This window comes from Pristimantibacillus sp. PTI5, assembly GCF_048572955.1.
Classification (GTDB): Bacteria; Bacillota; Bacilli; order Paenibacillales; family Paenibacillaceae; genus Pristimantibacillus.
Genome location: NZ_CP183886.1, coordinates 7061096 through 7085335, shown reverse-complemented (window position 1 = coordinate 7085335; position 24240 = coordinate 7061096). Strand labels below are relative to the sequence as shown.

The following is a 24240-nucleotide window of genomic DNA, read 5'->3' as shown; positions in this document are numbered from 1 at the left end:
TTCGTCACATTGTATGTCTAACGCTGTCATAATGTTCGACTTCCTATCGATTAATAGCGCAAATTATTAATTGGGTTAATCTTTTATTCGACAATGAAGACTGTTATAATAAATAACAAATAGTTGGAAATTGACAGAGAGCTGGTGTGAGAGTATGGTGACTGGAGAATTTACTCGATTATGGACAAGGCTATCGCGGGAATGGAAAAATAACTTGGAACAATCGCTTGCGCCATTAACGGAAGGCCAACTTAATGTGCTTGAGTTGCTGCTTCAGCATCAGCCTATGAAACCTTCGGATTTGCTGCAATACTTGTCTACTACGCCTGCTGCAATTACTACGCTGCTTGACCGTATGGAAAGAAATGAATTAATCGAACGCACGCGGGACGATAATGACCGGAGAATCGTGTGGGTATCCGTTTCGGAGAAGGGGAAGGCTGAGGCGGAGCGCGGTACAACGATTCGGACCGAATTGATCGAACAATCGCTGGACCGCATTTCCTCTCATAATCAGCAGCTTTTAGTTTATCTGTTGGGTAAAGTTGCTAATCTGTAAGTAAGCTACTACCGGTGAATGAGCTTATTTCAAGGAATCGAGCCGATTACGCAGCATATTGTAATTTTTCTTAAGCACTTCGTAGTCGGCTTTTGTAAGCAGGGCATCGTTGGATGCAGCAATCGTATCTTCGACAGGCAAGACGCGATAGCGGTAAGCATGATCGGGCTTATAACGGTGAACCCATGTCGGAATTGATTCGATTTCCGTAAAGTCCACGGAGCCGTCCGTCATATTTTTACGAACATTTACTTTGAAAATAACCCCGTAATCCTTCGAGTCGCCCCGTTGGTTAGAAATGAAATTTCCCATTGAATAAATAATGAGTCCTTTTTTTGCATGGCCGTTCTCGTCCGTTGTATCAACGACCTCATAGGGCTGTACGACATGAGGATGCGAGCCGGCAATAATATCCGCTCCCGCAGCAACCAAGCTTCTGGCAAGGCGTTTTTGTTCGTCGTTTGGAGCGATTTGATACTCTGTGCCGAAATGAAGGGAAACGGTAATAAAATCCGCGCCGGCATCACGTAGCCGGACGATATCCGCTTTTATTTTTTCTTCGTCTATTAGGGAGACGAGGTAAGGCTTACCTTCGGGAGCCGCTATTCCGTTCGTTCCGTACGTGTAGGCCAACAAGCCCATCACAATGCCGTTTTTTTTCGATAAAACCATGCTGTCAGCCTCTTCTTGCGTCGAAGCGGTTCCTTTAAATGGAATATCCAATGCTTTCAGGTTCTCAATTGTACGCAAAATGCCGGATTCGCCTTGATCCAAAGCGTGGTTGTTGGCATTCGTAATGAGGTTGAAGCCTGCGGCCTTGAGCGCTTCGCCAAGTTCCACAGGCGCATTGAACTGCGGATATCCGGAATAACCGAATTCCGCGCCTCCCATCGGGGTTTCTAGATTAGCCATTACCCAGTCGCCTTGTTCCAAAATAGGCTTAACTTCCGCAAAAAAAGGATTGAAGTTATAACGGTTTGTTTTTTTGTCAAAAGCGCCAGGGAGCTGCGGGGTATGCATCATCACATCGCCTACAGCCATCCATACAGCGTCTGCGTATACAGGCTCAGTTGTAGGAGTAGGCTCTAGGATAACGGGTGTCGGAGAAGGCGTAACGGCTGCTGTTTCATCAGGAACGGGTTCTGCGGTCACGATCGGGATTTGATTAGAAGATTCAGGTGCGCGTTCCGTAAGGAGAGGCACTAAAAAGATGATCAGTAATCCAATTAAACAAAATACTAATAATAGGGCTTGAACTTTTTGGTGCCGTTTGCGGCGCATCTTGTATTTTTCCTTCCTTTTTACTCATTGCTTAGCAAGACAGATGCGTCTGCGAGCTGAGAATCCATCCACCAGCTCCAGGCTTCCGAACCGCTTGGTACGGAGCGGAAGCTCATCATTTCCTTTGAAACGGGATGGGGGACGGAAACCGATGTTGACCACAATGCGATTTCGGTAATCCCGCCCGTTGGCTTCGCGCCATACTTAAGATCGCCTACCAGAGGACAACCTATGTGCGCCAGCTGCGCGCGAATCTGATGCGGCCTGCCCGTGTGCAATTTAACGGCGACTAGCGAATAACGGCCGGATACGGCTGCCACCTCGTAATCCAGTATCGCTTCTTTTGCTTCGCTTGTGGGCTTATTGTAGACCGTAACCTGGTTTTGCTTGTTATCCTTGCGGATAAAATTCGTAAGACGGGCCTGCGGTTTGTTGGGCACGCCTTGCACAACGCAGACATAGGTTTTTCCAAAATGGCGGCTGCGAACCGATTCGGACAATCTGGAGGCGGCTTTCGATGTTTTAGCAAAAACCATGACGCCGCCGACCATACGGTCAAGACGGTGAATGAGGCCGAGAAAAACATTTCCCGGCTTGTTGTATCTTTCTTTTATATCCTGCTTAAGCAGAGTGAGCATGTCTGGGTCGCCCGTATCATCCTCTTGGGAGAGGATGCCGGGCGGCTTCACGACCGCAATGATGTGATTATCCTCAAATAATACTTTGATTGGCATTACTTAGACTCCCAGCGTCCCAAAATCCCGCATGGCAGGTTAAGGCCGGATTTCGTAATCGGCAAGCCGATTTCTCCGCAATGAATCTCGCCGCCGTATTTCGCATTCATCGTCATATGCAGCAGGTTGTGCAGTACGGAAGGCGACAGACCCGTCGTATAGGAGTTAATCAGCAGAAACAATGGATTATCGGATAGGATGGACGTGCAGGACTGCAGGAACGGGAAGAGGTTTTCTTCGAGCTTCCATGTTTCTCCATTGGGTCCCCGCCCGTAAGAAGGAGGATCCATAATGATTGCGTCATACTGCTTGCCGCGGCGCTGTTCGCGCTGTACGAATTTAAATACATCATCCGTAATATAACGGATCGGTGCGGATTCCAGTCCTGACAGCTGCGCGTTATCCTTCGCCCATTGGACCATACCCTTGGCTGCGTCAACATGGCATACTTCTGCGCCGGCAGCGGCCGCAGCAACGGTTGCGCCTCCGGAGTAAGCGAATAGATTCAAAACACGGATAGGCCTGCCCGCCGAGCGGATTTTGTCCATCATCCAGCTCCAGTTAACCGCTTGCTCCGGAAATAGGCCGGTATGCTTAAAATTTGTTGGCTTAATATGAAAATTAAGCTCTCCGTATGAAATCGTCCAGCGCTCTGGGAGCGTGTCGTTCATCGACCATTGGCCGCCGCCGGAATTGCTGCGATGGTAGTAGCCGTCCGCTTTTTTCCATAAGCCGGTTTCGTTCGTGATCGGCCAAATAATCTGTGGATCAGGACGGCGAAGCGTATAATTACCCCAACGCTCCAGCTTATCCCCGTCTCCTGTATCTATAACCTCGTAGTCTACCCATTTATCTGCTATGTACATGTTTTTCGTAACCCTTCCTTGACGTTGTTTTTGTAATATAATAAATGTCATCGATAATTATATCGAAGCTAACACAATGAAGCAATGAAACCGATGGAAATGGAGGCTGGTATTTATTCGAAAGCAACAGAAAGGGTGGCTTATTACGTTTATCGTAAGTGTAGTGCTGTTCGCAGCACTTGCAGCGGCCGTCCCCGAAAACAATGGCAATGCATTAGATCAATCATCGGAAGGGATGATGGACAGCATAAGGAATGACGGATTAACGTCTGTTTTGAAGCTGTTTTCATTACTAGGCTCAACAACGGCTATCATCGCGATGACCCTACTAGTAAGCTTGTATGCAGGCTGGAAATATGGGTGGGGGCGAGGCGCTATCGTGCTAATTGGCGCAGCCTCGGCTTACGCTCTCAACGTTTGGATCAAAACGTGGATCGATCGGCCGCGGCCATCCACTGCGTGGGGGATCGAAGCGGACGGGGCCAGCTTTCCGAGCGGGAATGCGATGCTTGCGATGGCGATGTTCGGAATGCTCGCGTGGAACATTATTGCTGCAAGCGGATTTTCGCGCAGAGCTACGGCATGGAGTACCGCTATTATCATCTTTCTCATTGCGATGATGGGTCTAAGCCGCGTTTATTTTCATGTCCATTACATGACGGATATTTTGGGAGGCTATGCAGCAGGTATGGCCGTCATCAGCCTTATCCTTTTTATCCGGACTACATTTAGTAAAAGAGGAGCAGTTAATTTATGATGAGCTTTGAGTGCGAGTGCGGAAATAAGACCGTAATGTTTGCGACTGGAGACCGCGATGAGCAGGGCAGGGAATATATCGAGATTGAAGATGACGAGAGACTGACCTTCACAATCGGCGAAAAAAGCGTTCTGTTCCGTTGTTCGTTTTGCGGATATACATACCGTTTGGAACAAATTTAATGATCTATTTCAATATTTAAGAGAATGATAATGAAAAGATTTCACGTTTCACTTACTTTTTGGTGATATCCAGCACAAATGTCCGCACAAGTTAAAAAGAATACTTTGTGAATTCGTGAAACTTATTTACAGCATTTATAAGCGAAGAGGCTGCATCTTTAACCTAATTAGGTTTAAGCTGCAGCCTCTTTTCATTATTATTCCGGTTTCTCTTTTTGAATCTTCGCGGGGTTATTGATTTTGTAGGGAATAGGGTGCTTGGTCAATTTTTTCGCAACGATCTTGCCTTCGAAATGAAGGATATCGCCAATTTCCAATTCTAATTTTTTGAGCGTTGCGCTATGGCTGGACCACGCATCGCCAACGGTGATTTCGGGATCCTCGATGGCAACTGCTTCATAAATAACCACTTCATCCTCCGTGTCCGAAAAATTGTTAGGCACCGTCGTAAATTCTTTTACGGTTGCTGCCATCTTGACCTTTTCTTCGGGGAGCTGCAGCTTAGGCTGCTTTTCTTTTTTTGCTTTTTCTTTCGGAGGGTTCATTGCCGCCGGTTTTTGCTCAGTTGTTTCCTCATCTGTTTCCTTATTTGGCAACGCTGCCTTCAAACTCGAATCTTGCTCGGCGCTCATCGCTGTTTCATAGGCGGCATCATTGCTGCCGGTTTCCGTAATTTCAGGTGCCGTAGATTCTGATTCTTCAGTAGCGACGGCTGTTCTCTGTCCATAATTCGCAGCTTGCATTTCCTTTAAATAGGAAGGATGGATGCAATGCTTTTGCTCATTTTCGAATGAAATAACCGCAGTCATTTTATCCACAAAACCAATGATGCTGCAGGTCAGATGATTTCCGTGTCCTTTATAGAAGAAAGTTTTTGTTTTGACGGCTTTCTCGGAAAGCAAGCCCCATTCCTTGCATTTTTCTATTTGCTCTGCTTCGCTCTCGAAGGGCATGTACGTTATGGGTTCAATAATAAAAGTATGCTGCATCGTTTCTCCGCCTTTCAATTTGTTCTCGTTTATTTTATCATTTTTTTGGAAGGAAAGTCGGCTATATTCTCAAAAGGAGGAATATGCATTGAAGCTGTTTCATTTCAGCGAAGAAAGCGGCATCGATATTTTCGTGCCTAGAGTAAAAGAAAATCGCAGGGGTATGCCCCCGGTCGTATGGGCGATTGATGATACCCATGAATTCACCTTTTATTTTCCAAGAAATTGTCCGAGACTCGTATATACCAGAACGAATGATTTGACCGATGACGACAACGACAAGTTTTTTGGATTGACTGCCTCAAACATTGTCGTTACGGTTGAAACGGCTTGGTACGAGCGAATAATGAGCACAACCGTTTTCAAATATGCGATGCCTGCAGAGTCTTTTCGATTATTCGATGAATTCGCCGGATACTACATTTCCACTCAAACCGTAAAACCTCTCGAGGTCGAACCGGTAAATAATCTTTTAGAAAGATTAATGGAGCTTAATATCGAGGTAAGATTTACTCCGAACCTTCACCCGTTAAAAGAGTCGATTCTAAACTCGTCGGTAACCGATTTTGGCATACACAGATTCGCAAATGCCAAGCGCTAACCGGATAGACCGAAATTTGATTTAGTTAAAATATCAGCCTGGAGACGGAGAAAGAATTCGGGCCTTGGCGCGAGTTTAAGTCCGGTGAATGATGTCAAAATGGAAGTACTGAAGTAAGGGGGGACAGCTGTGGAACCATTGATTTCATTTACCGGAGTAATCGAAAAGCCGTATGAAGAGGTCGTCCAATATCTTGCGACCATGCCTACAGGGAGAATAACAGCAAGCCATTTGCCCCTGCTGTTAACGGGAGCATCGGGGAGCGGGGGAGTTTTGCATATCAAAGGCGGCCCGCAATTATTTACGGTCTATACGGGCAGCGAGTCGGAAGCCATACGTGTTGCCTATATGGATATTGATGCCGCAAACGGTCACTTCACCGTATTTGGCGGCTGGTGGTACCGCAATGATTATGAGCTTAAGCCGCATGCCAAAGGCTGCGAGGTACGTTATTCGATAGGAAATGCAGCTTCTCCGCTGAGTCGCTGGCTTGTTCCTTTATTGCAGGATTACAGGAGCTTGAAACGTGAAAATAAAACAGGGCGCATGATGCGAGCTTTCGATGATTGGGTAGCTGTTATTGCTGTAAGGCTGGAATGCAATGCTTACCGACTGGGCTAGTAATATTATTAATAGAGAAAACGACATGCCTCTATAGGGCAATGTCGCTTTTTTTTTGCAAAATTTATGATCTGTTAAACATCATCATTGCACAAATTCGACAAAAATCGAGCTTCTCCTATATGCGTAAGAAATCGAAAAAAGAACCGCCGGCTTTCGCTTGCGGTTCTCCTCCGGGCTTACCATTAGTAACAATAATAACGCTCCCAAATTTTGAAGGAATCATCTTTATTTTTATCCCACCAATTGATTTCATCCCACCAATCATCATCGTCCAACCAATCAAACCAGCCTTTTGAATCCCAATCCTTATCGACCTTATTATTGTTGGACGAGTTTGAATTGGAGTGATTATTGCTGTTGTTTTGCTGATTGTTATTGTTATTGCTGTTGTTACTCTTCGTCACTGTAAATACGGAAAATATGCTGGATAAAAAGCTTTTTTTATTATTGGATGTATCTTTACTTGATGCAGCAAAAGCGGAAGCGGGGAACATACACACACTTATGAGCAGCGTAAGACATAAGATTTTCTTGAATTTGGACATAACGTCAACACCTCCCCCAACAAAGCATTCATTGCGAACTTGATGTTCGTTATAAAGAATTTTATATTAAATATGCATTTTTGTAAACGAAACTTTCATAAAAAATGGATAGTTCGGAGGGGGGCTTAGGTCATGCGTTTGGAAAAAATAGGTATTTTGTTCGAGTAGGTTGGAGAGAAACTTATTGGGTTTGATAGGCTGTTTTATTTGATAAATTCATATTGACAATATCGAAGTCTGATGATATCTTATTGATAATATCAAAATGACAATTACAAAAAACGAAATATCCCATGAAAGTGAGGTTTTCATTATGTTTGGTTTTCGATTCGTCAAGTTCCAGCCGAGCGATTATGTGCTAAAGGTGAAAAACGGGAAGGTTGTTCAAGAAGGCGTGGGTCTCTCCTTTCATTATTACGAGCCCGTGACTTCCGTTGTCGTAGTACCGACATCCTCAATTGATGTTCCCTTCATGTTCGAAGAAATGACGCATGACTATCAGACGGTCACGGTTCAAGGACAATTGACTTATCGCATCGCCGATTTTAAGAAAACGATTCAACTTTTGAACTATACGTACAATTTGAAGAAGAGAGCCTATATATCGGATGATCCCAATAAGCTTGCGCAGCGAGTTATCCACATCGTTAAGGTATTAATAAAAAAGCAGTTGGTCCATATGCCTCTTAAAGACGCGATTCAAGCCAGCGAGCGACTGGTTCAAACCGTTTCAAGAGAAATGCTTGTTAACGAGGAAATCGAGAAGCTTGGCATCGAACTGATAGGGTTATCCGTGCTGGCCGTATTGCCTAACAAAGAGACCATGCGTGCGCTTGAAGCGAAGGCGCGCGAGGAAATACTCCGCGATGCAGACAAAGCGCTATACGAGCGCCGAAATGCGTCAATCGAGCAGGAAAGACGAGTAAAGGAAAACGAGCTTAACACTGAAATCGCCGTTGAAACAAAGAAAAAACAAATTCGCGAGACCCAGCTTGACGCCGAGCGGCTGGTGAAGCAAAAGCAAAATGAAATGAAGGAAGAACAGCTTTATTTCGATACCGCTCTGGAGGAGAAGAAACGCGCATTAATCGAGCTGGCAATGGCGAACAAGAAAGCCGAGGCCGACGCAAAAGCGTATGAGCTGGGAGCGGTCATGAAAGCGATAAGCGGCACAGAGCCTTATGTGCTGCAGTCGATGGCGAACATGGGCATGGAGCCGAATAAGCTCATCGCAATCGCATTCCAGGATATTGCGGAAAATGCAGAGAAAATCGGCCAGCTTAATATAACGCCGGACCTGCTGCAGGGCATCATGACAGGTACAGGTATATCGGAGCCAGTTGGAAGCAAGGGGAGGCTTACACGATGAACGATGCAAGAATGAGCCACAAAATGATTTTGATCAAACGCAAAACACGCTTGGAAGAGTTAGTTGCGAGGTTTAACACGGTTCAGCAAGCACAGTTCTATGTCGAAAGACTAGGTGCCGATTTCAGTGATTATCTTGCAGAGGATATTTGCTATCAACGTGCTGTTGCTTATACAGCGGACGAATTGAATGCTTTCGGGCGCGTGCAAATCATTGATCGGGAGCATGTACCGCAGTTTATCTTCGGCGAGCAGGATACCGTCATAGTCATCGGGCAAGACGGTCTTGTTGCCAACACATTAAAATATGCAAGAGAACGGCCGTTAATCGGCGTGAATCCCGATCCGCAGCGTTGGGACGGGGTTCTGCTCCCGTTCACGGTGAAAGATATAAAACATATCGTACCGGAGGTGCTTCGCAATAGGCGCCAGATCAAGGAGGTTACGCTAGCGAAGGTGCAGCTAAATGACGGTCAGGCACTGTATGGCGTGAATGATCTGTTTGTTGGCCGTAAAACGCATGTCTCTGCACGGTATCAGCTGCAACTGGACAGTCAAATCGAACAGCAGTCCTCAAGCGGAATTATTATTTCCACGGGACTGGGTGCGACAGGCTGGTTCAAGAGCGTGCTAGCCGGTGCAGCCGGCATCGTCAGCAGTACGACAAAGCAAAGGGTTACGCTAGCGCCAAATCAATCGGAGCAGGAGAAAGTTAGCTTTACATGGCAATCACCATATCTCTATTTCACGGTTAGAGAGCCTTTTCCGAGCAAGACCACGGCAGCAGAGCTTGTTTTTGGTCAGATCAACGAGAGCAAGCCGCTTCGGGTTATCTCTCAAATGCCAGAAAACGGGGTTATTTTCAGTGACGGCGTGGAAAGCGATTTTCTGGAATTTAATGCGGGCGTAGAAGCGACGATCGGGATAGCCGAGAGCAAAGGGCAGCTGGTGGTTTGATGGGCGTCGGCTTGACATACTGCCGACTTGTTGTAGATCGGTTATAATAATAGATGCCAACTCTCTGTCACTCAGGATTGGAATGTAAATTTGGGGCGAAAGAATAGCCTATGAAACGGAGCTGTTTGCATGCTGCTGTCAAAAGGTCAAAAGGTAGATGTCACGAAGGGACGTAAACTCACAACGATAAAGCTGCTATTCGGATGGACAAAGAGTGACAGCTCGATGAGCATAGATGCGGCTGCATTTCTTTTATCGGATAGGAACCGCTGTGAAAATGATGAGGACTTTATTTTTTACGGAAATCCAGTCGCTCGCAGCGGGGCTGCATCTCATACGGGGTTATTACATGGCGCTGAGCTAGAAGCGGTTTCCATAAACCTGCAGCGCGTGCCGGACTCTACCGCGAAAATAGCATTTACGGTTACCCTGCACGAAGGTGAACGTCAAGGGCATTTTATGCAGAATGTATCCGGCATGTATGTAAGGCTTCTAAACGAAAACAATGGCGAGGAACTGTTCCGGTACGAATATGGCGCTGAATTTACGAAGGAAACGGCAGTGGTTGTCGGTGAATTATATAGACATAACGGTGAGTGGAAATTTAACGCGATCGGCGCTGGATTCTATGGCGGACTCGAAGCGTTATGCACAAGCTTTGGACTTGAGATTGAACAAGAGGCTTCGGAAGCTGCAGCAGCTGTAGAAGAGATGGTTCAAACGCCAATCGATTTGCGCAAAAAGCTCGTTCAATTGACGCTGGAGAAAAAAAAACTCACCCATGTGGTCGCTAAAGTAGGCATCGTTCTGGATATTACCGGATCGATGCAAGCCTTATACAAGAACGGGACCGTACAGGAAGTAGTTGAGCGAATACTCGCCGTTGCAAGCAAATTCGATGATAACGGTACGCTCGATGTGTGGGTGTACGATACTCATTTTAGCCGGTTGCCTTCGGTAACTGAGCGTGATTTTGGCGATTACGTACAAAATAAAATTTTGAATAACCATGAAATCCATAAATTCGGCCGGAATAACGAGCCGCCTGTCATGGAAGACGTCATTCGAAAATATACGGTCGAGGAAGATGACGGAATTCCTGTGTTTATCATTTTTATCAATGATGGCGGCGTAGTGAAGCCGATAAAAAAGGTGATCACTGCTGCATCCGTTCAGCCTATCTTCTGGCAATTCGTCGGTATTGGGCAATCTGACTTCGAGGTGCTTAAGCAATTGGATACGATGGAAGGACGAATCGTAGATAATGCTAACTTTATTCATTTGGATGATATCGCTGCCGTATCGGATGAGCAGCTGTACGACCAGCTCCTCAATGAATTTCCGAGCTGGCTAAGGGCGGCAAAGGAGAAGCGGATTATTCGGTCGTCTTGATCTAACACCGAAACGATAAATATCAATTAAAGACACAATGATGATAATTAGAGCCATTGTTGAAAAGCGCTTGCAGAAGTAAGATACGAGTATAGCGGCGCACCGAAACGGCGCCGTTCATTCTTGGGTATGGGAGAGGGAGAAAATAACCATGGTTACTCAGCAATCCGAACTTTTGAAGCCGCTTTCACTTGAGCAAATTGAGCAATACGCAAGAGACGGATATATCGTAATAAAAAAAGGCTGCAGCCCAGATTTGATCGATGCTTTTAACAGACATATTTTTGAGCTTCGCTCGGTTCCGCTGGAAGAAACGCCGGACTGGGCGCGCACTTCGGAGAAAGCCCGTTACTCCACGCGGTTATTTAATCCGCATCAGCATGACAGCTTCTCGCGTCAGGTGATGAAGCTGCCGATCGTACGTGGCACTTTAGCCCAGCTCATGGGAAAAGAAGCGGTTTGCGTGCAAAGCATGTTCTTTTATAAAGAACCTGGCTCCCATGGCCAAGCCGCGCATCAGGATTATTATTATATCAAAAATGATCCAATGACCATGGTTGCGGCTTGGATTGCGATGGAAGAGCTGGTGAATGAGGAAAACGGCTGTTTATGGGTCATTCCAGGCACGCATAAGCTCGGACTACTGCCGCATGGCAAGGTCAAAAATCTGGAGGAGCATGAAGAGTTTACACATGAAACGGAAGGCATCGATTTAACGCGGCAAATTCCGGTCATTATGGAGAAAGGAGACATCTTATTTTTTCATGAGTTGTTGATTCATTCCTCTAATCGTAACCGGAGCACCGACCGCTGGCGCCGTTCTTACGTATGCCACTACATTCGCGAAGATTCAGCCGTAACGCTGCGCGAAGATTTACGCGAGAAATACGTATTGGTTTAATTTTGAAGAGACCCTAGGATGAGGAAGGTTTGAAGCATGAAGAGCAGCCCGTGCGCGGTATCCTATAACAAAATTATATCGGCTAGGGCGGGGACGGTCATTTATCCATCCGGCAGCCGTTACGGGCCCCGGATACAGGATGATTTCCAGCTGGTGTTTTTGCATTCGGGCGAGATGAAGATCGAAATTGACGGCAAGGCACATCACTTCTTGCCCGGCTCCGTCGTGCTGCTTAAGCCCGGGCATCATGAGCTTTTTACTTTCTCTGACCGCGGAGAGACATGGCATCGCTGGATTTCGATTCATATGGGCCATATAACGATGGAGGAGATAGCTGTTTTCGATGCACTGCCTTTATTTCTTCCGATCTCCGAGGAATTAAACCGAATAGCAGATATTATGCTTTCGCTGCAATTTGAACATCCATCGAGCAGTGAAGTTTTGCGAAGCTTGGGAATGTCTGCGCTTCTGGTATATATCTCGGAAATGACCCGTACACGGGAGCTTGAAGAGGTGCATTCGTCGATTTTGAGGGCCAAAAATCTGATTCACAAGGCTTACCAGGATGAGCTGACCTTAAGCATGCTGGCTGATCATGCCGGTGTCTCGCCGGAGCATCTGGTCCGTCTATTTCGTGTGAATGAGAATACGACACCGGTTAAATACTTATGGCGCTACCGGGTGCTAAGAGCGCTAGAGTTTTTGACCCATACCGGGCTATCGATCACTGAAATTTCACTCCGATGCGGATTTAAAACCACCTTTCATTTTGCAAGAACGGTGAAGCAGCATACGGGAAAAACGCCTACGGAATTAAGGCTTTTCTCTTGGAAAGGCAGTCAGTCCGATTAAAGCAAACCCTATGCAGCCAGAATACTGGCTGCTTATTTGCGTTTGGTCTTTATTAGCATGACCCTTCTTATTTATTTTCACTCAGCTCCGTTTCAACAAAACGAATCCATTCGCGCGAAGCAAAAGAAAGGTACTTGTCCTTGCGCCAGATCATGGATAATTGCCACGGAATTACGGGCTTAACGACTGAAACGGAAGAAAAGCGTTTCGCGTCAAGCTGAGAGCAAATACCCTCTGGCAGCAGGGTAATGCCGTATTTGGCCGCCACCATTTCTGTCATGAAATCCCATTGCGAGCTCTCGAATACGATTTTCGGCTCAAAGCCTGCGGCTGCGCAATGCTCCTTGATCAAATGATGGATCGTAAAGTCTTTGCGGAAAAGGATAAATGATTCATCCTCTAGCTGACTCATTTGAATGCGGATTTGCTTAGCAAGCTCATGCTCCGGATGCACAACCAACCTTAAGTTTTCGTTAATGCAAGACAAAACATGATACCGTTCCTCGTTTTTTACCGGGAGAATAACCATGCTGAAATCTAAATCGCCTTGGAGAATATCCTGCTCCAAGCTTTGTCCGCCTTGCTCTATCACTTGAAGCTTGATTTGAGGATAGTGAGTCGAAAATTTCTCAATGACGGAAGGCAAGAAATAACCGCCTACCATTGGAGGGATACCTAAGCGAAGCGTGCCTTTTTTTAATTTCACCACTTCTTCAAGCTCGCTGGACATATCTTCGAACGACTGGATAATATGTTTTGCCGAGCGAAGAATGGATAACCCGGCATCGGTTAACTCGATTTGTTTGGCGGATCGGTCGATCAGCTGAACGCCGAGATCCTCTTCTAACAGCCGGACCATTTTTGACAAGGAAGGCTGGGTTACGTGCAGCTTTCGCGCCGCCTGCGTGAAGCTTCCCGCTTCGGCTACGGCTACGAAATAGGTTAAATGCTTAAGGTCCATAAGAGTCGCTCCTTTGCATAAAAGCAGATATCCGTTCAAGTCTGCTTATCTGAAAGTATAGTGAAAAGGAATGAAAACTATTCGATATATGTATTTTACCTATATGTCTGGGGGGTGTAAACTTAACCGTAGCAAAAAATCAAACAAGAAAAAAGGTGTTACCATGAAAATGTTAGAAGAAATGATTATTCCCATCGCTTCAAGACCGGCATCTGCCTCTTTAACCATAAAAGAATCGATTGTGCTTCCACCGGATACGAATCATCACGGTACGATTTTTGGAGGAAAATTAATGGCCTATATCGACGATGTGGCCACGATAGCGGCAACGAAGCATTCGCGCCGGCCTGTCGTTACGGCATCCACAGATTCCGTAGACTTTTTGTATCCTGTAAAAAAAGGGGACGCGGTCAGTTTATCGGCATTCGTCACCTGGTCGCATAAAACATCGATGGAGGTTTTCGTCCGGGTGGTGACGGAAGATCTGCTGTCTGGCGCCCGCAAAGTTTGCGCTACCTCCTTTTTAACTTTCGTTGCGCTGGGCGACGACGGCAAACCAACGGAGGTTCCCGGCGTAATCGCGGAATCGGATGAGGAACGTTTATTGTTCGACACGGCGCCCGACCGGAAGGAAGCGCGCAGAATCCGCAGGCAAGAAAGCAAGCATTTTGCAAATTATATGGGTACGGATGATGCCATTAAGAATTCACTCACTTCCGCAGCACCGCAGCGCTCCGCTAACAAGGGCTATGAGTCGGCTTGGGGCGTGGAGTGGTAGTGGTAATAGGGATAACCTGTTTTCGCATAATCTAAATGACGGTGTAATTAATGGTCAAAGGAGCATGCCATGGAAGATGTGGGAAGAATAGTAGTGAAGCTGGTCATATTCTTGTTTACGCTTCTATTTATTATTCCGGCCATTCTTTTCTCTGTGCTCGTTATTGGGCTGACCGACCATTTGAAGTCGGGAGCATTCATGCTTGTTTCTGCTTTGGTTCTCAAAATCATGGTCAAACTAAACGGGATTAACCCTAGGTCCCCAGCAAGAAAGAGAAGCTATTCTTCAACGGATCGGGAAAGCAGCGCAATCGGTGATTGGTCCCCGCAAGTTCATTTTGATGAAAACCCGCCCCCGCCGCTCCGAGATATTTATATAGAAATAGATGATCAAAAGAGAGAGACGGAAAAGCTTCACCGACTCATTATAGAGCAGGAATCGGAGCTTGATTCGAAAAAAGACAGATCAAAATAGTAATCATTAAGCGGCTTTATTAGGATTATATTGGCATATTAAAAAATATTAATCCCATCGTCCCCCTAATATCAGATAAGATGTGCGAAAGATAGATGTATAGAGGGGGAGGAGTCGGCATGGAAAAAAAGAGATGTTTGTTTTGTTCGGAGATCGTACCTATCGAGGTAAAAGGGGAATTTGACCGATATTTGAGCTGCAACTGCTCGCCGGGCAGCTATTACAGCTTGCTAAGGGATGATTACACGGCAATTAACGCATTATCCTATTCCGTTAAAAATAAGCGTTTTCCCATTATTTCAGGGTACATCAGAGAACAGTCGGATTGTGGCGAGAGAGTCACATTGACCATAGAGAACATAGAAACCATTGAAAATGCGCCAACCATTCCCGTATCCGTTGAGGACAAGGAAGCCCGGTTGCTGCAATATGTCTACCGGAATTCGGAAGCGCCGGGCGAAGCCGTCATTATCCAGCCTTTAGCAAATAACTATAACTTGACGTATTCGCCAAACTTACAGGAGCTTGTTTATATTATTGAAAAGCTAAGAGAAGCTCAGATGCTGACCAGGGAAGGCATGACTTTCAAGCTCACGGAAAAAGGGTGGAATGAAGCGGCAGCAAGCGCTGGGGGAAGAAAGCTGAAATCCTCTTACGTTCTGCTGCCGGATGATCAGGGAATCCGCAAGGAATGGACCGATAGCATTTTTCCGAAAATCGAGCAAAGCGGATTTTTGCCGCGGCTATTGCAACAAACGGAAAAGGAAGGCAGTGAAGCGCAGTCCCTATCCGATCTATCGGACAGTAAGCTGATTATTGCGGATATTACGTATCACGCACCAGAGGTATATTTAGCGGCAGGCTACGCGCTTGGCAGAAGCATTCCTGTCATCTGGACGATGAAGAACGGCACGGGTGCCGATGCCAACGTCCATGCGCAGCCCATTCGACCGCTCATGTGGGACAATCCAGAGGATTTGGCCTCCATGCTGCAGCAGAGGTTAGTATTCAAAGAATAAAACGGAAGATACGAACAAAAAAACACACGCAGTGACTGGTGTGTTTTTTTGTTCGTATCTTTCATGCCTTCGAGCAGACTGCTGTCCGTCTAAGGCTGCATGTTAATCATTAGCTGCACATGGAGGTCGGCTTTAGCGCAGCATTGAAAGCTGCCCGGTTTTCCCATAAAAAAGAGAGGATCTCATTCTGTTCATCGAAGAAATATTCGCTTTTATCCGAGTAGTCTTGTCCAAGTCCGTGTACGCTGAAACGATCCTCGCCATAGCTCATTAACGTCCATTGCCCTCCGCGCTTCCGGTCAGCAAATACAAGATAAAACTTTTCGCCTGCCTCATCCCATTGAGCCAAAGTGTTAAAATTCTCAAGAATAAATGTAATGTCCGTTTTCTTTTTAATCAGCATTAGTAATCTCCTCTTTCTTTATAAAATAATAGTCATATTTAGTTGTAAGCTTGCATAAGAACAAGACAAGAATAAATGATTTTACTGAAAAAGTATGTCAAACGATAGGTGCAGTTTATAGGAATGTTTGACGAATAATGCCGCAGCGTTTTTTTTAGTCGAATAAATCGCAAAGATTCGATGAATTTGTAGTACAAGCCTGTCTGCAGAAGGTATAATTATAGTAACATTACAAAAAAAAAAATCATTCGCCATAAAGAGAAAGGAGTCTGCATATGACCATTTATTTTGCATTATTGCGTGGCATCAATGTGAGCGGGCATAATATGATTAAAATGCCGGAGCTCAAGCGAATGGTTGAGGAAATGGGCTACAAGCGGGTTCAAACGTACATAAACAGCGGGAACGTGATGTTTGAAGCAGATGTGAGCGCGGATACATTGGAAGAAAAACTCGAAAAGGAGATCAGCCGCGTCTTTGGATTCAATATTGCTGTTTTTGTAAGATCAGCAGCAGAGCTTGCGAGCATCATCGGCCAATCACCATTTAAGTCGGTTGTGCTTGAAGACAAACAAAGTATCCATCTTACCTTATTAAAGGAAGCTCCCACGCAAGAGCAATTGGATAAATTACCGGAAGTCGAACAGGGCGAAGACGAATACTTGATTCGCGGAAAAGAAATCTACTTTCTTTACCGGCAGAGCGTTTTAGACTCCAAGCTAACTAAAAAATTTCAAAAGCTGCTGCCCGCTACGGATAGGAATTGGAAAACCATTCTCAAGCTGGATGCTATGGCAAGAACGTAGGAGGGCCATCAAGTATATATAACCAATTGTAAAAGAAATGAAGCCTTTCGCATTGGAAAAGCTCCATTTCTTTTTTTGGGTAAGGTTTAGGTGTTATGCGGAGACTTCTTCTCCATCATGGCTGCATTGCCACTCAATGCCGAACTTATCTGTAACTTGGCCGTAGCACTTGCTCCAAAAGGTTTCTTGAAGCTCCATCGTAATTTTGCCGCCATCTGCCAGCTTGTTAAATGCGCTTCTCACTTCATCTTCGTTTTTGCTAACTACGGTAAGGTTGATATTATTTCCTAAAGTAAAAGGCTTGCCTGGAAACACATCGGAGAACATAACCGTGCTTCCCATAACATTTACGCGTGCATGCATGACAAGCTGCTTAGCTTCCTCTGGCAGTTCATAATCAGGGTGCTGAGGCATGTCACCAAAGGTAGTTAAATGCGTGACTTCCGATCCAAAAACTTTTGCGTAAAAATGTGCGGCATCGCGGCAGTTGCCATTAAAGTTCAAATATACTTCCAGGGCCATTACATTCACTCCTTCATCATATAAGCGTTTTAGGCATTCCATTATTTCCTTGTTTAGTGTAACATTTTGGCGTAAATAAACAAAATATCTTTATGTAAATTTTTATCCATTTTAATGATGTTCTATTGCAACGGAAAAAAAGCCCTCAGTAATCTGAGGGTCAGCTTGTAGAGAAACCCACGTTTTTTCAAAACGACGGGTTTCTCTTTTGTTTTTTATCTTCTCTTTTCGTGAGAAACAGAGGGTTTAAACCTCTCACGCCCTCCGTTCCAAGTGGAGGGCGATCTTCTTCATGTTCTGCACGGCGGCGGTCATCAACGCTTGTTCCATTACGTTGTTTAACCCGCGCAACCGGCAATAGCGAAACCCGTGGAGCTGTTTAGCATCCGCGAAGCTTCGCTCAATCGTTTCTTTTCGTTTTCGGTACAATCTTTTGCCCGACTTGCTTAAGCGGTTTAATCGTACTTGCTCTTTACTGTCCTCCCAGATGTGCCGGGTGACGATCTTACGCTTGTTACGTGAGCGCGTACACTTTTCTAGCATGGGACATGCTGCACAGATCTTCGGATCCGAAGCATAGTGTCGGTATCCGTGTCGGTCTGTCGTTCGGTAAGGCAATTTTTGTTGCTGGGGACAAATATACAAGTTCCGTTCGGCATCATATGTAAATTTCCATTTGGGATATAACCCTTGTGTCGGTTGAAATCTGCGGTGCGCAATAACACCATAAATGTTGCGGTCTTCAAGTCCCTTGCAAATCGGGGTCGTCATATAACCAGAATCAAGTGCGACTGCTTCAACTGCAAAACCAAAACGTTTACGCTGACGATCTAATCGAGAGAGGTACGGCACGGAATCGTGAACATTTCCTGCGGTTACGAAAACATCAGTAATGAGGTTGCACTTCACATCGACGGTACGATGGTCCAGATAAAAGAAGCCTTCCGGCTTGCCTTCCCGAAACATATATCCGCTGTCCGGGTCTGTTGTACTGACCTTCACTTCCTTGTCTTCGTTCACCTCCTCTCGTGGTTTTAGAGCTTTTTTCCTTGCGCTTTACGGTCGGTTTCAATTGCCGAGTTCAGTTCATCCAAATAATCCCTTGTGTTCTGCTGAACCTGCTCTTTTGTATATTTGTTTTTATTCGCATTCGCTTTCACGTGCGTGGAGTCGGATACCAACACACGGCCGCCAATCATACGGTGAGAGATGGCTTGCAGCACGATCTCATCAAAGATGTCCTGGAAGACAGAGGTATCCTTAAAACGCGTACGACGATTCCAACTGATCGTGGTGTGGTCTGGAACGCGATCGGTTAGCCCAAGTCCTAAAAACCAACGATAAGCCAAATTAGTCTGAACTTCACGTTCAAGTTGGCGTTCGGAACGTATGCCATAGAAATAGCCTAGAAAGATCATTTTGAAGAGAACAAGCGGGTCAATAGCTGGACGACCGTTATCCTGCGAATAAAGATGGCGAACCTTCTCATCGATAAAGGTGAAATCGATGTGCTTATCGATCTTGCGAAGCATATGATCAGAGGGCACTAGCTCCTCAATGGAAACCAATTCGTAATTTTGTTGCTTATCTCGATTAGTACGCAGCATCACGACACCATCCGTTCGTTTTAATTACTATAATTATACTGTATTAACGCGGTGTCGTGTTAAATTAATTAAACAAAAAGAAGACTGTCGAGACTTTCTCGACAGCCTGGCCCTCAGTAATCTGAGGGTCTTTCTTTTTTTGTTTCTTAGTAGCCTTTGCCGAATACGCCGCAGCTACAAGCAATAATCACCAATAGTATGAAAAGCACCAGAATCGTACCAGTGTTTGTAAAAGCACCACCTACATGACCGGACATCGTATAAATGCACCTCCTTGCGTGTTGAGTACTCAGTAATGTATGCGAATTTTTTCGTGGATGATTGGGTGTTTGTTCCGATGGCTATTTATCCGTGTTATTAGCCCAGGGAAAATACATGCGCTGAACAACGGAAAAAAAGCAGTCTAGCAGGTTTTTTACCTGATCCAGACTGCTTGATGGTTATTCTCAAACCTTTTTCTTTACTTTGTAACTTTTTTTCTTCTGGATTGGCACTTTAGGGAAACGTTTCGAGCAACGGGATAGTCCGAGAACCCAGCTGTCGGAACGGCTAAGCGTGCGAGTGTTTCTGGCTAAGTTTACGGCGCTTATCGTTAGAAAAATGATGATTCCATCACCGGTATTGTTATTGAATAGCACCTTATTCGGATTGAGATCGCCAAATCCGCCTTTCGCAACAAAAATGCCGGGCGTTGGATTCGCTTCGATTTTAATTGCGAAAGCATCATTGTTGAATAAGAAATTTAGACTTTTTAACGTGAGCTTTTGATTGTTTTCTACTGCGATTACAATTTGTTGCAAAAGAAAAGTTTTGCGAGGACCTACCGCAATATCCTTTTTACCGCCTACGATTCCATTAAGCTGAAGCATACTTGGACACCTCCATTACTCTGTTAGACTAAGCTGTTAGCAGTCATGTTTCCATTTCCGATGCTTTTTGCCGATAATTAAAACTTTTTGACCAGGTTTAACAAAAATAACCAATACGCTTTTTTTGTTTTTGCCGCCGAAACCCATATCAATCACCACCTCTATGCTGAGTTGATCTAGTATATTCATAGAGTTATAGTTTCGATTGGACATATAATCATTTGGATGAATTTTGGGACGTCCATAAGATATAAATAGTGATGGGTTTTAATTTTTTATGGTATTATAATTTTAGGTATTTGGTACTTTAGGACTATACATATATTGTAAAAAAGAGAGGGATTGATATATGGATATGGCAAATCAATTGCTAATTCATCTAATTATCATATTATTTCCGATCTTTATTCAGCAGTTCTTTTTTTCGCGCAAAAAAATAATCGATAACCTGCATTACCAAATTTTGAATGGCTGTATGTTCGGATTATCTGCTGTACTTTGCATGGCTGCTCCTGTTCAATTGATTGGCAGCTTTCAAGGAGATTTAAGAAGCATTCCTTTAATCATTTCGATCGTATACGGGTCTGGAAAATACGTGCCTGGCATAATTGCGCTTCTTATCGCTGTTTTGTATCGTTATTATATCGGCGGGGATGCTGTACTTATTGCTGAACTATCTTTTTTGCTTGTTCTTGGACCCGCATTTCTTTTTGTAAAATCATTTCTTGGTTATTCATCGATTAGAAGAATCGCAATATGCTTGCTGCTATCATTACATTCGGTATTCATTACGTATGTGCTGTTGACCTTTTACATAAAGAGTTATCAGTATGACATAGAAGGCCAAATTCATAGCTTAATGATGTCGGCGATTCTCGCATTCGCTTCATTAATCGGAATGGGAATATCAACCTTGCTAAAGGAACATCTCATAGAAACGGCTTATTTGAAGCTTGAATTGGAACGCAGCGAAAAGCTGAAGATCGTGAGCCAAATCGCGGCTTCCGTTGCGCATGAGGTGCGTAATCCGTTAACGGTTGTAAAAGGCTTTTTGCAGCTTGTTAAAGAATCCGTTGACGATAAGAAAAAAGATTACTTAAAAATCGCATTAGACGAATTGGACAGGGCAGAATTCATCATTACCGATTATTTGAATCTGGCAAAGCCGCACTCGGAGCAGCTTGAATTAATAGAGGTTGCCAGCTTTCTGGGCAGCACCTTGGAAATGATGAATTCCTATGGACTCATCCAAAATGTCCAAATCCAATTAAATTGCAACCAAACGGATTTGTATGTACAGGCGGATAAGCCAAAGCTGTCGCAAGTTTTATTGAACTTGATCAAAAACGGCGTGGAAGCGATACCGGACTATGGTGAAGTAACGCTCAATGCTTATTATCGCTTTGAAGAGATATTCATAGAAATCATAGATACAGGGAAAGGGATGAGCAAAGAGGATTTAGACAATGTCGGTACCGCTTTTTTTACCACAAAGGATACAGGCACGGGATTAGGGGTTTTAGTAACGGTTCGAATTGTTGAAGCTATGAAAGGCAAGATCGCATTTGAAAGCGTTGTCGGAAAAGGAACGAAGGTTGTGCTTCGTTTTCCGGCCGCTAAAAAGGATCATTAGACCAACCGAATGGAAAAGGATTTTTGATCAAAGATTGTGCAGCATCTGCTGATATAGTCTTTTTTTGGTGTGAAAAAGGTTAAGGCTGCGTGAGGAAGGGGAGAGGACATTAATGATCGAATGCCGAAAAAAATCCCCAATCCTATGAAAAAAGATTGGGGATAGAGGACGTTTATTTCATTTGCAGCATCATGGTCCACAAAGCTGAGCTTTCATATCCAAGCCGCCATGCTGCGACGCCTGCTAGATCATAGGTTTTGGCAATATCAATGCGGGCTTTTACCGTGCTTTCGGTTTCCGCCCAGAACAGATAGGTATAGCCGTCCTTGAAGTATTTATATTTTATTTGTCCTGATTCAGGGTCCAGCACGCCTTTAGCGTTCGTATCGGCAATTAGCTTAGGAACTTCTTTCATGAAAATGGCTCGGTTCCCAACCAGCTTATTACTGCTGTCCAGCTTCCATTCCCGCACGTAAAACGGAATGCCAAGCATAAGCTTGCTGCGCGGGATCCCATAGCCTAGAAATTGCTTAACGCCTTCTTCTGCCCAGTGCAGCCCTGCGACCGAACCAGGTGTTTCGCTGCCGCTCCAATGCTCGTCGTAAGCCATTATGATGATGGTATCCACGACCGCTGCCAGCGCTGCATGGTCATAAGCGGTCAAATGATTCCAGCTCAAACTTCCGCGGGGCAAGTCGATGGAGATTTGCAGGCCTTTGGCATGAACGGCTTTGGCAAGTGCGCTTACAAAGGCTGTGTATGCCGTACGGTCGCTGCCGGCCACTTCTTCAAAATCAAGGTTAATGCCGGCGACGCCAAGCTTTGAAAGCTTAGCTGTCAATTGATTTATGAACGTCTGCTGAGCAGAAGCGTTTTTTAGAAACGCCGTTGTCATTTTCCTGTCAAACTGGTTATGAACAAGAGGCATGACTTTTACCCCCTGCGCATTAAAGGTATTGGCTACCGATGGATCCGAAGTATCAGCCAGCGTTCCGTCAGCGGATGCGAGCTCAAACCAAGTGGGGGAATCAATGGATAAGCCTTGGGTATTTGCGACATGATTCATTACGGTAGTACTTGTTGCGCTACCGTTCCAGCCCAAGTAGATTAGTTTTTTTGTATTGCCCCAGATTTTTCGTCCTTCGATCGTTCTTACCGTACTGTTGGAATAGCTCTTAGCGAAAGCAATCGCACTGCTCTTTGCATTAAAGGACCGGATCTTATTTTCTCCTTGATACACGGCCAAATACGGAATGCCTGACCAATAGACAGATCCTTTGTAGATTACTTCCGCATTCGGCGTTTTCTTAGCTTGCTGCACCGCTGCCTCTAAGCTTATGAAAGAATGGAGCGTAACCCCGTTTTGCATGACTGAATAGGCAGGCTCGTTGGAATGAACGATTTTACCGGTTGCTGTGTTAATGATCTCGCTTCCCGGAACAGCAGCCGATGCTTGAATGGCATCGAATAGGAAGGAGTACAAAGGCAGATCTTGAACAGAAGTGCCGCCCACGGCGATTTGGTATACGGGTACTGCTTTTTGTTGGGCTATTTTTTGGATAGCGGTAAGATTGCTCCATACCCATTTGTTCGTCGATATATCGATGATGTGCGAATTTCCCCATTTTTTGGCTTCTTGCTTAGCGTCAGCAAGAGTTAGGAAGGACCAATTCGTTCTGGTATTATCCCCTTGGTAAAGCTTGAATTTGGCATAGGATTGATAGCTCCAACCAATGTTTTCAAGATCGCGAATATGTACGTTGGTCAATGTCTTTGCGACAGATAAGGCTTTAGCATAAGAGCTAAATTCCCATTTCGGGTTCGATTGGCCGTTCTGATACACTTTGTAACGGGGAAAGTTGTCCCACACCCAAGCGCGATCAGCAATTTTCTCGACATGGCTGTAACCGAATTTACCTGCATAAGCGATAGCTTGCGTTTCAGTTGCAAATTCACGAAGGGCCTGGTCATTCTGATAGACACGAAACTTCGTCATTTGCGCGGCTGCTGCGTCCGCGATTCCAGATGCTGCCGACAATACCGATTGGCAAAACAATAGCAGCAGCAGAGCCGTACTCATTTTTCTCCTCATATAAAGCTATAGTCACTCCTCTCTAGTCAAGTGGTTAGACGCACGAGTCAGAGGGAGGTTGCACGAAAACTATGAAAATATCTCTAGTAATTATTGGGAGGAGAATGGATAGATTCAAATGGGCATAAAAAAGCATCCCTAAGCTGCTTATCGTTTTGATAATGTCAGCTGAAGGATGCATGTTTTCTAGTCTTCCACGATATCTGCCCAAAACTCTTCATCCGCGTCCAAAGTAATATTGGAACGGAATACGCGTCGGTTATATTGTTTGAAAATATATTGTTCGATGGCTTCTAGGATATTAGCTTCAATAATGTATTGGCTGCGGCCGTTTACCCAAACTTCGGCCGTATACCCGTATTCTTCTTCCCACGAGAGCTGTACTTCAACGTCTGTGGGACTGACTCCTCTTCGGTCGGCCATGTTGAGGCAGATGGCATTTATTATTTCATCCGTATAGATGCGCAC

The 24240-nt window shown here is 45.0% G+C and carries 27 protein-coding genes and 1 pseudogene; 16 read left to right on the top strand and 12 right to left on the bottom strand.

Annotation, left to right across the window (positions count from 1 at the left end):
- Positions 1 to 154 precede the first annotated feature (154 nt).
- Positions 155 to 559, top strand: coding sequence for a MarR family winged helix-turn-helix transcriptional regulator (locus tag ACN6MW_RS31600; RefSeq protein WP_364148675.1), 405 nt, complete (start codon positions 155 to 157; stop codon positions 557 to 559).
- Between the two features lie 24 nt (positions 560 to 583).
- Here ACN6MW_RS31600 and ACN6MW_RS31595 read toward each other — a convergent pair whose 3' ends face one another.
- The 3 genes from ACN6MW_RS31595 to ACN6MW_RS31585 are packed head-to-tail and all read right to left on the bottom strand — an operon-like array spanning position 584 to position 3440.
- The gene (locus ACN6MW_RS31595) at positions 584 to 1840 is read right to left on the bottom strand and encodes a CapA family protein (protein WP_419873652.1); all 1257 of its coding nucleotides are present in this window, start codon (positions 1838 to 1840) and stop codon (positions 584 to 586) included.
- Between the two features lie 20 nt (positions 1841 to 1860).
- Positions 1861 to 2574 (bottom strand): RluA family pseudouridine synthase, encoded by a 714-nt coding sequence (locus ACN6MW_RS31590; RefSeq protein WP_419873651.1) that lies wholly within the window; start codon positions 2572 to 2574, stop codon positions 1861 to 1863.
- The gene (locus ACN6MW_RS31585) at positions 2574 to 3440 is read right to left on the bottom strand and encodes a class I SAM-dependent methyltransferase (RefSeq protein ID WP_419873650.1); all 867 of its coding nucleotides are present in this window, start codon (positions 3438 to 3440) and stop codon (positions 2574 to 2576) included. Before ACN6MW_RS31585 ends, ACN6MW_RS31590 begins: the two co-directional genes overlap by 1 nt.
- Positions 3441 to 3603: 163 nt before the next feature.
- On the opposite strand from ACN6MW_RS31585, the gene ACN6MW_RS31580 reads away from it, so the two are divergent.
- Together ACN6MW_RS31580 and ACN6MW_RS31575 are read left to right on the top strand one after the other, a co-directional pair.
- Complete coding sequence (locus ACN6MW_RS31580) at positions 3604 to 4197, top strand: phosphatase PAP2 family protein (protein WP_419873649.1); 594 nt, start codon at positions 3604 to 3606, stop codon at positions 4195 to 4197.
- Positions 4194 to 4379 (top strand): hypothetical protein, encoded by a 186-nt coding sequence (locus tag ACN6MW_RS31575; RefSeq protein ID WP_419873648.1) that lies wholly within the window; start codon positions 4194 to 4196, stop codon positions 4377 to 4379. Before ACN6MW_RS31580 ends, ACN6MW_RS31575 begins: the two co-directional genes overlap by 4 nt.
- Positions 4380 to 4576: 197 nt before the next feature.
- Here the strand turns inward: ACN6MW_RS31575 and ACN6MW_RS31570 are convergent, their stop codons facing one another.
- Positions 4577 to 5368, bottom strand: a complete 792-nt coding sequence (locus tag ACN6MW_RS31570; protein WP_419873647.1) for a hypothetical protein — start codon at positions 5366 to 5368, stop codon at positions 4577 to 4579.
- An 88-nt stretch (positions 5369 to 5456) separates the two neighbouring features.
- Here ACN6MW_RS31570 and ACN6MW_RS31565 point away from each other — a divergent pair, with 88 nt between their 5' ends.
- Both ACN6MW_RS31565 and ACN6MW_RS31560 read left to right on the top strand, forming a co-directional pair.
- Positions 5457 to 5969 (top strand): DUF6886 family protein, encoded by a 513-nt coding sequence (locus ACN6MW_RS31565; protein ID WP_419873646.1) that lies wholly within the window; start codon positions 5457 to 5459, stop codon positions 5967 to 5969.
- A gap of 129 nt (positions 5970 to 6098) precedes the next feature.
- Positions 6099 to 6590 carry a hypothetical protein gene (locus ACN6MW_RS31560; RefSeq protein WP_419873645.1) on the top strand — a complete coding sequence of 164 codons (492 nt, stop codon included), beginning with the start codon at positions 6099 to 6101 and terminating at the stop codon, positions 6588 to 6590.
- Positions 6591 to 6775: 185 nt separating this feature from the next.
- Here the strand turns inward: ACN6MW_RS31560 and ACN6MW_RS31555 are convergent, their stop codons facing one another.
- Positions 6776 to 7138, bottom strand: a complete 363-nt coding sequence (locus ACN6MW_RS31555; RefSeq protein WP_419873644.1) for a hypothetical protein — start codon at positions 7136 to 7138, stop codon at positions 6776 to 6778.
- 313 nt (positions 7139 to 7451) lie between these two features.
- On the opposite strand from ACN6MW_RS31555, the gene ACN6MW_RS31550 reads away from it, so the two are divergent.
- From ACN6MW_RS31550 to ACN6MW_RS31525, 6 genes and pseudogenes are all read left to right on the top strand, one after another.
- Positions 7452 to 8507, top strand: coding sequence for an SPFH domain-containing protein (locus ACN6MW_RS31550; RefSeq protein WP_419873643.1), 1056 nt, complete (start codon positions 7452 to 7454; stop codon positions 8505 to 8507).
- Positions 8504 to 9463 carry a sugar kinase gene (locus ACN6MW_RS31545; RefSeq protein ID WP_419873642.1) on the top strand — a complete coding sequence of 320 codons (960 nt, stop codon included), beginning with the start codon at positions 8504 to 8506 and terminating at the stop codon, positions 9461 to 9463. Before ACN6MW_RS31550 ends, ACN6MW_RS31545 begins: the two co-directional genes overlap by 4 nt.
- A 129-nt stretch (positions 9464 to 9592) precedes the next feature.
- Positions 9593 to 10063 (top strand): annotated as a pseudogene (locus ACN6MW_RS31540) (TerD family protein); the annotation flags it as partial.
- A gap of 111 nt (positions 10064 to 10174) precedes the next feature.
- The gene (locus ACN6MW_RS31535; RefSeq protein WP_419876506.1) at positions 10175 to 10855 is read left to right on the top strand and encodes a vWA domain-containing protein; all 681 of its coding nucleotides are present in this window, start codon (positions 10175 to 10177) and stop codon (positions 10853 to 10855) included.
- A gap of 151 nt (positions 10856 to 11006) precedes the next feature.
- On the top strand, positions 11007 to 11756 hold the full coding sequence (locus tag ACN6MW_RS31530; RefSeq protein ID WP_419873641.1) for a phytanoyl-CoA dioxygenase family protein: 750 nt from the start codon (positions 11007 to 11009) through the stop codon (positions 11754 to 11756).
- Between the two features lie 36 nt (positions 11757 to 11792).
- Positions 11793 to 12608 (top strand): AraC family transcriptional regulator, encoded by an 816-nt coding sequence (locus tag ACN6MW_RS31525; RefSeq protein WP_419873640.1) that lies wholly within the window; start codon positions 11793 to 11795, stop codon positions 12606 to 12608.
- Positions 12609 to 12675: 67 nt separating this feature from the next.
- Here ACN6MW_RS31525 and ACN6MW_RS31520 read toward each other — a convergent pair whose 3' ends face one another.
- Complete coding sequence (locus ACN6MW_RS31520; RefSeq protein WP_419873639.1) at positions 12676 to 13569, bottom strand: LysR family transcriptional regulator; 894 nt, start codon at positions 13567 to 13569, stop codon at positions 12676 to 12678.
- 163 nt (positions 13570 to 13732) lie between these two features.
- On the opposite strand from ACN6MW_RS31520, the gene ACN6MW_RS31515 reads away from it, so the two are divergent.
- The 3 genes from ACN6MW_RS31515 (at position 13733) to ACN6MW_RS31505 (ending at position 15840) form a co-directional block, all read left to right on the top strand.
- Positions 13733 to 14347, top strand: coding sequence for an acyl-CoA thioesterase (locus ACN6MW_RS31515; RefSeq protein WP_419873638.1), 615 nt, complete (start codon positions 13733 to 13735; stop codon positions 14345 to 14347).
- A gap of 69 nt (positions 14348 to 14416) precedes the next feature.
- On the top strand, positions 14417 to 14821 hold the full coding sequence (locus ACN6MW_RS31510; RefSeq protein ID WP_419873637.1) for a hypothetical protein: 405 nt from the start codon (positions 14417 to 14419) through the stop codon (positions 14819 to 14821).
- A 119-nt stretch (positions 14822 to 14940) separates the two neighbouring features.
- Positions 14941 to 15840, top strand: coding sequence for a hypothetical protein (locus ACN6MW_RS31505; RefSeq protein ID WP_419873636.1), 900 nt, complete (start codon positions 14941 to 14943; stop codon positions 15838 to 15840).
- 109 nt (positions 15841 to 15949) lie between these two features.
- Here ACN6MW_RS31505 and ACN6MW_RS31500 read toward each other — a convergent pair whose 3' ends face one another.
- Positions 15950 to 16243, bottom strand: coding sequence for a hypothetical protein (locus ACN6MW_RS31500; RefSeq protein WP_419873635.1), 294 nt, complete (start codon positions 16241 to 16243; stop codon positions 15950 to 15952).
- Positions 16244 to 16518: 275 nt separating this feature from the next.
- Between ACN6MW_RS31500 and ACN6MW_RS31495 the strand changes: the two genes are divergently transcribed.
- A complete protein-coding gene (locus ACN6MW_RS31495; protein WP_419873634.1) occupies positions 16519 to 17049 on the top strand; it encodes a DUF1697 domain-containing protein in 531 nt (176 codons plus the stop codon).
- Positions 17050 to 17142: 93 nt separating this feature from the next.
- Here the strand turns inward: ACN6MW_RS31495 and ACN6MW_RS31490 are convergent, their stop codons facing one another.
- The 3 genes from ACN6MW_RS31490 to ACN6MW_RS31480 form a co-directional block, all read right to left on the bottom strand.
- The gene (locus ACN6MW_RS31490) at positions 17143 to 17571 is read right to left on the bottom strand and encodes a VOC family protein (protein WP_419873633.1); all 429 of its coding nucleotides are present in this window, start codon (positions 17569 to 17571) and stop codon (positions 17143 to 17145) included.
- Positions 17572 to 17826: 255 nt separating this feature from the next.
- Positions 17827 to 19178 (bottom strand): IS1182 family transposase gene (locus ACN6MW_RS31485; protein ID WP_419871355.1). Its coding sequence is split into 2 segments (ribosomal slippage): positions 17827 to 18611 and positions 18611 to 19178, totalling 1353 coding nucleotides; the frame shifts between segments, so codons are not numbered across the junction.
- 446 nt (positions 19179 to 19624) lie between these two features.
- Positions 19625 to 20047 carry a hypothetical protein gene (locus ACN6MW_RS31480; RefSeq protein WP_419873632.1) on the bottom strand — a complete coding sequence of 141 codons (423 nt, stop codon included), beginning with the start codon at positions 20045 to 20047 and terminating at the stop codon, positions 19625 to 19627.
- A 349-nt stretch (positions 20048 to 20396) separates the two neighbouring features.
- On the opposite strand from ACN6MW_RS31480, the gene ACN6MW_RS31475 reads away from it, so the two are divergent.
- Entirely contained in the window at positions 20397 to 21680 is a 1284-nt protein-coding gene (locus ACN6MW_RS31475) for an ATP-binding protein (RefSeq protein WP_419873631.1), read from the top strand.
- Between the two features lie 172 nt (positions 21681 to 21852).
- Here ACN6MW_RS31475 and ACN6MW_RS31470 read toward each other — a convergent pair whose 3' ends face one another.
- Complete coding sequence (locus tag ACN6MW_RS31470) at positions 21853 to 23760, bottom strand: glycosyl hydrolase family 18 protein (protein WP_419873630.1); 1908 nt, start codon at positions 23758 to 23760, stop codon at positions 21853 to 21855.
- A 198-nt stretch (positions 23761 to 23958) separates the two neighbouring features.
- Positions 23959 to 24240, bottom strand: a complete 282-nt coding sequence (locus ACN6MW_RS31465) for a YxcD family protein (RefSeq protein WP_364148633.1) — start codon at positions 24238 to 24240, stop codon at positions 23959 to 23961.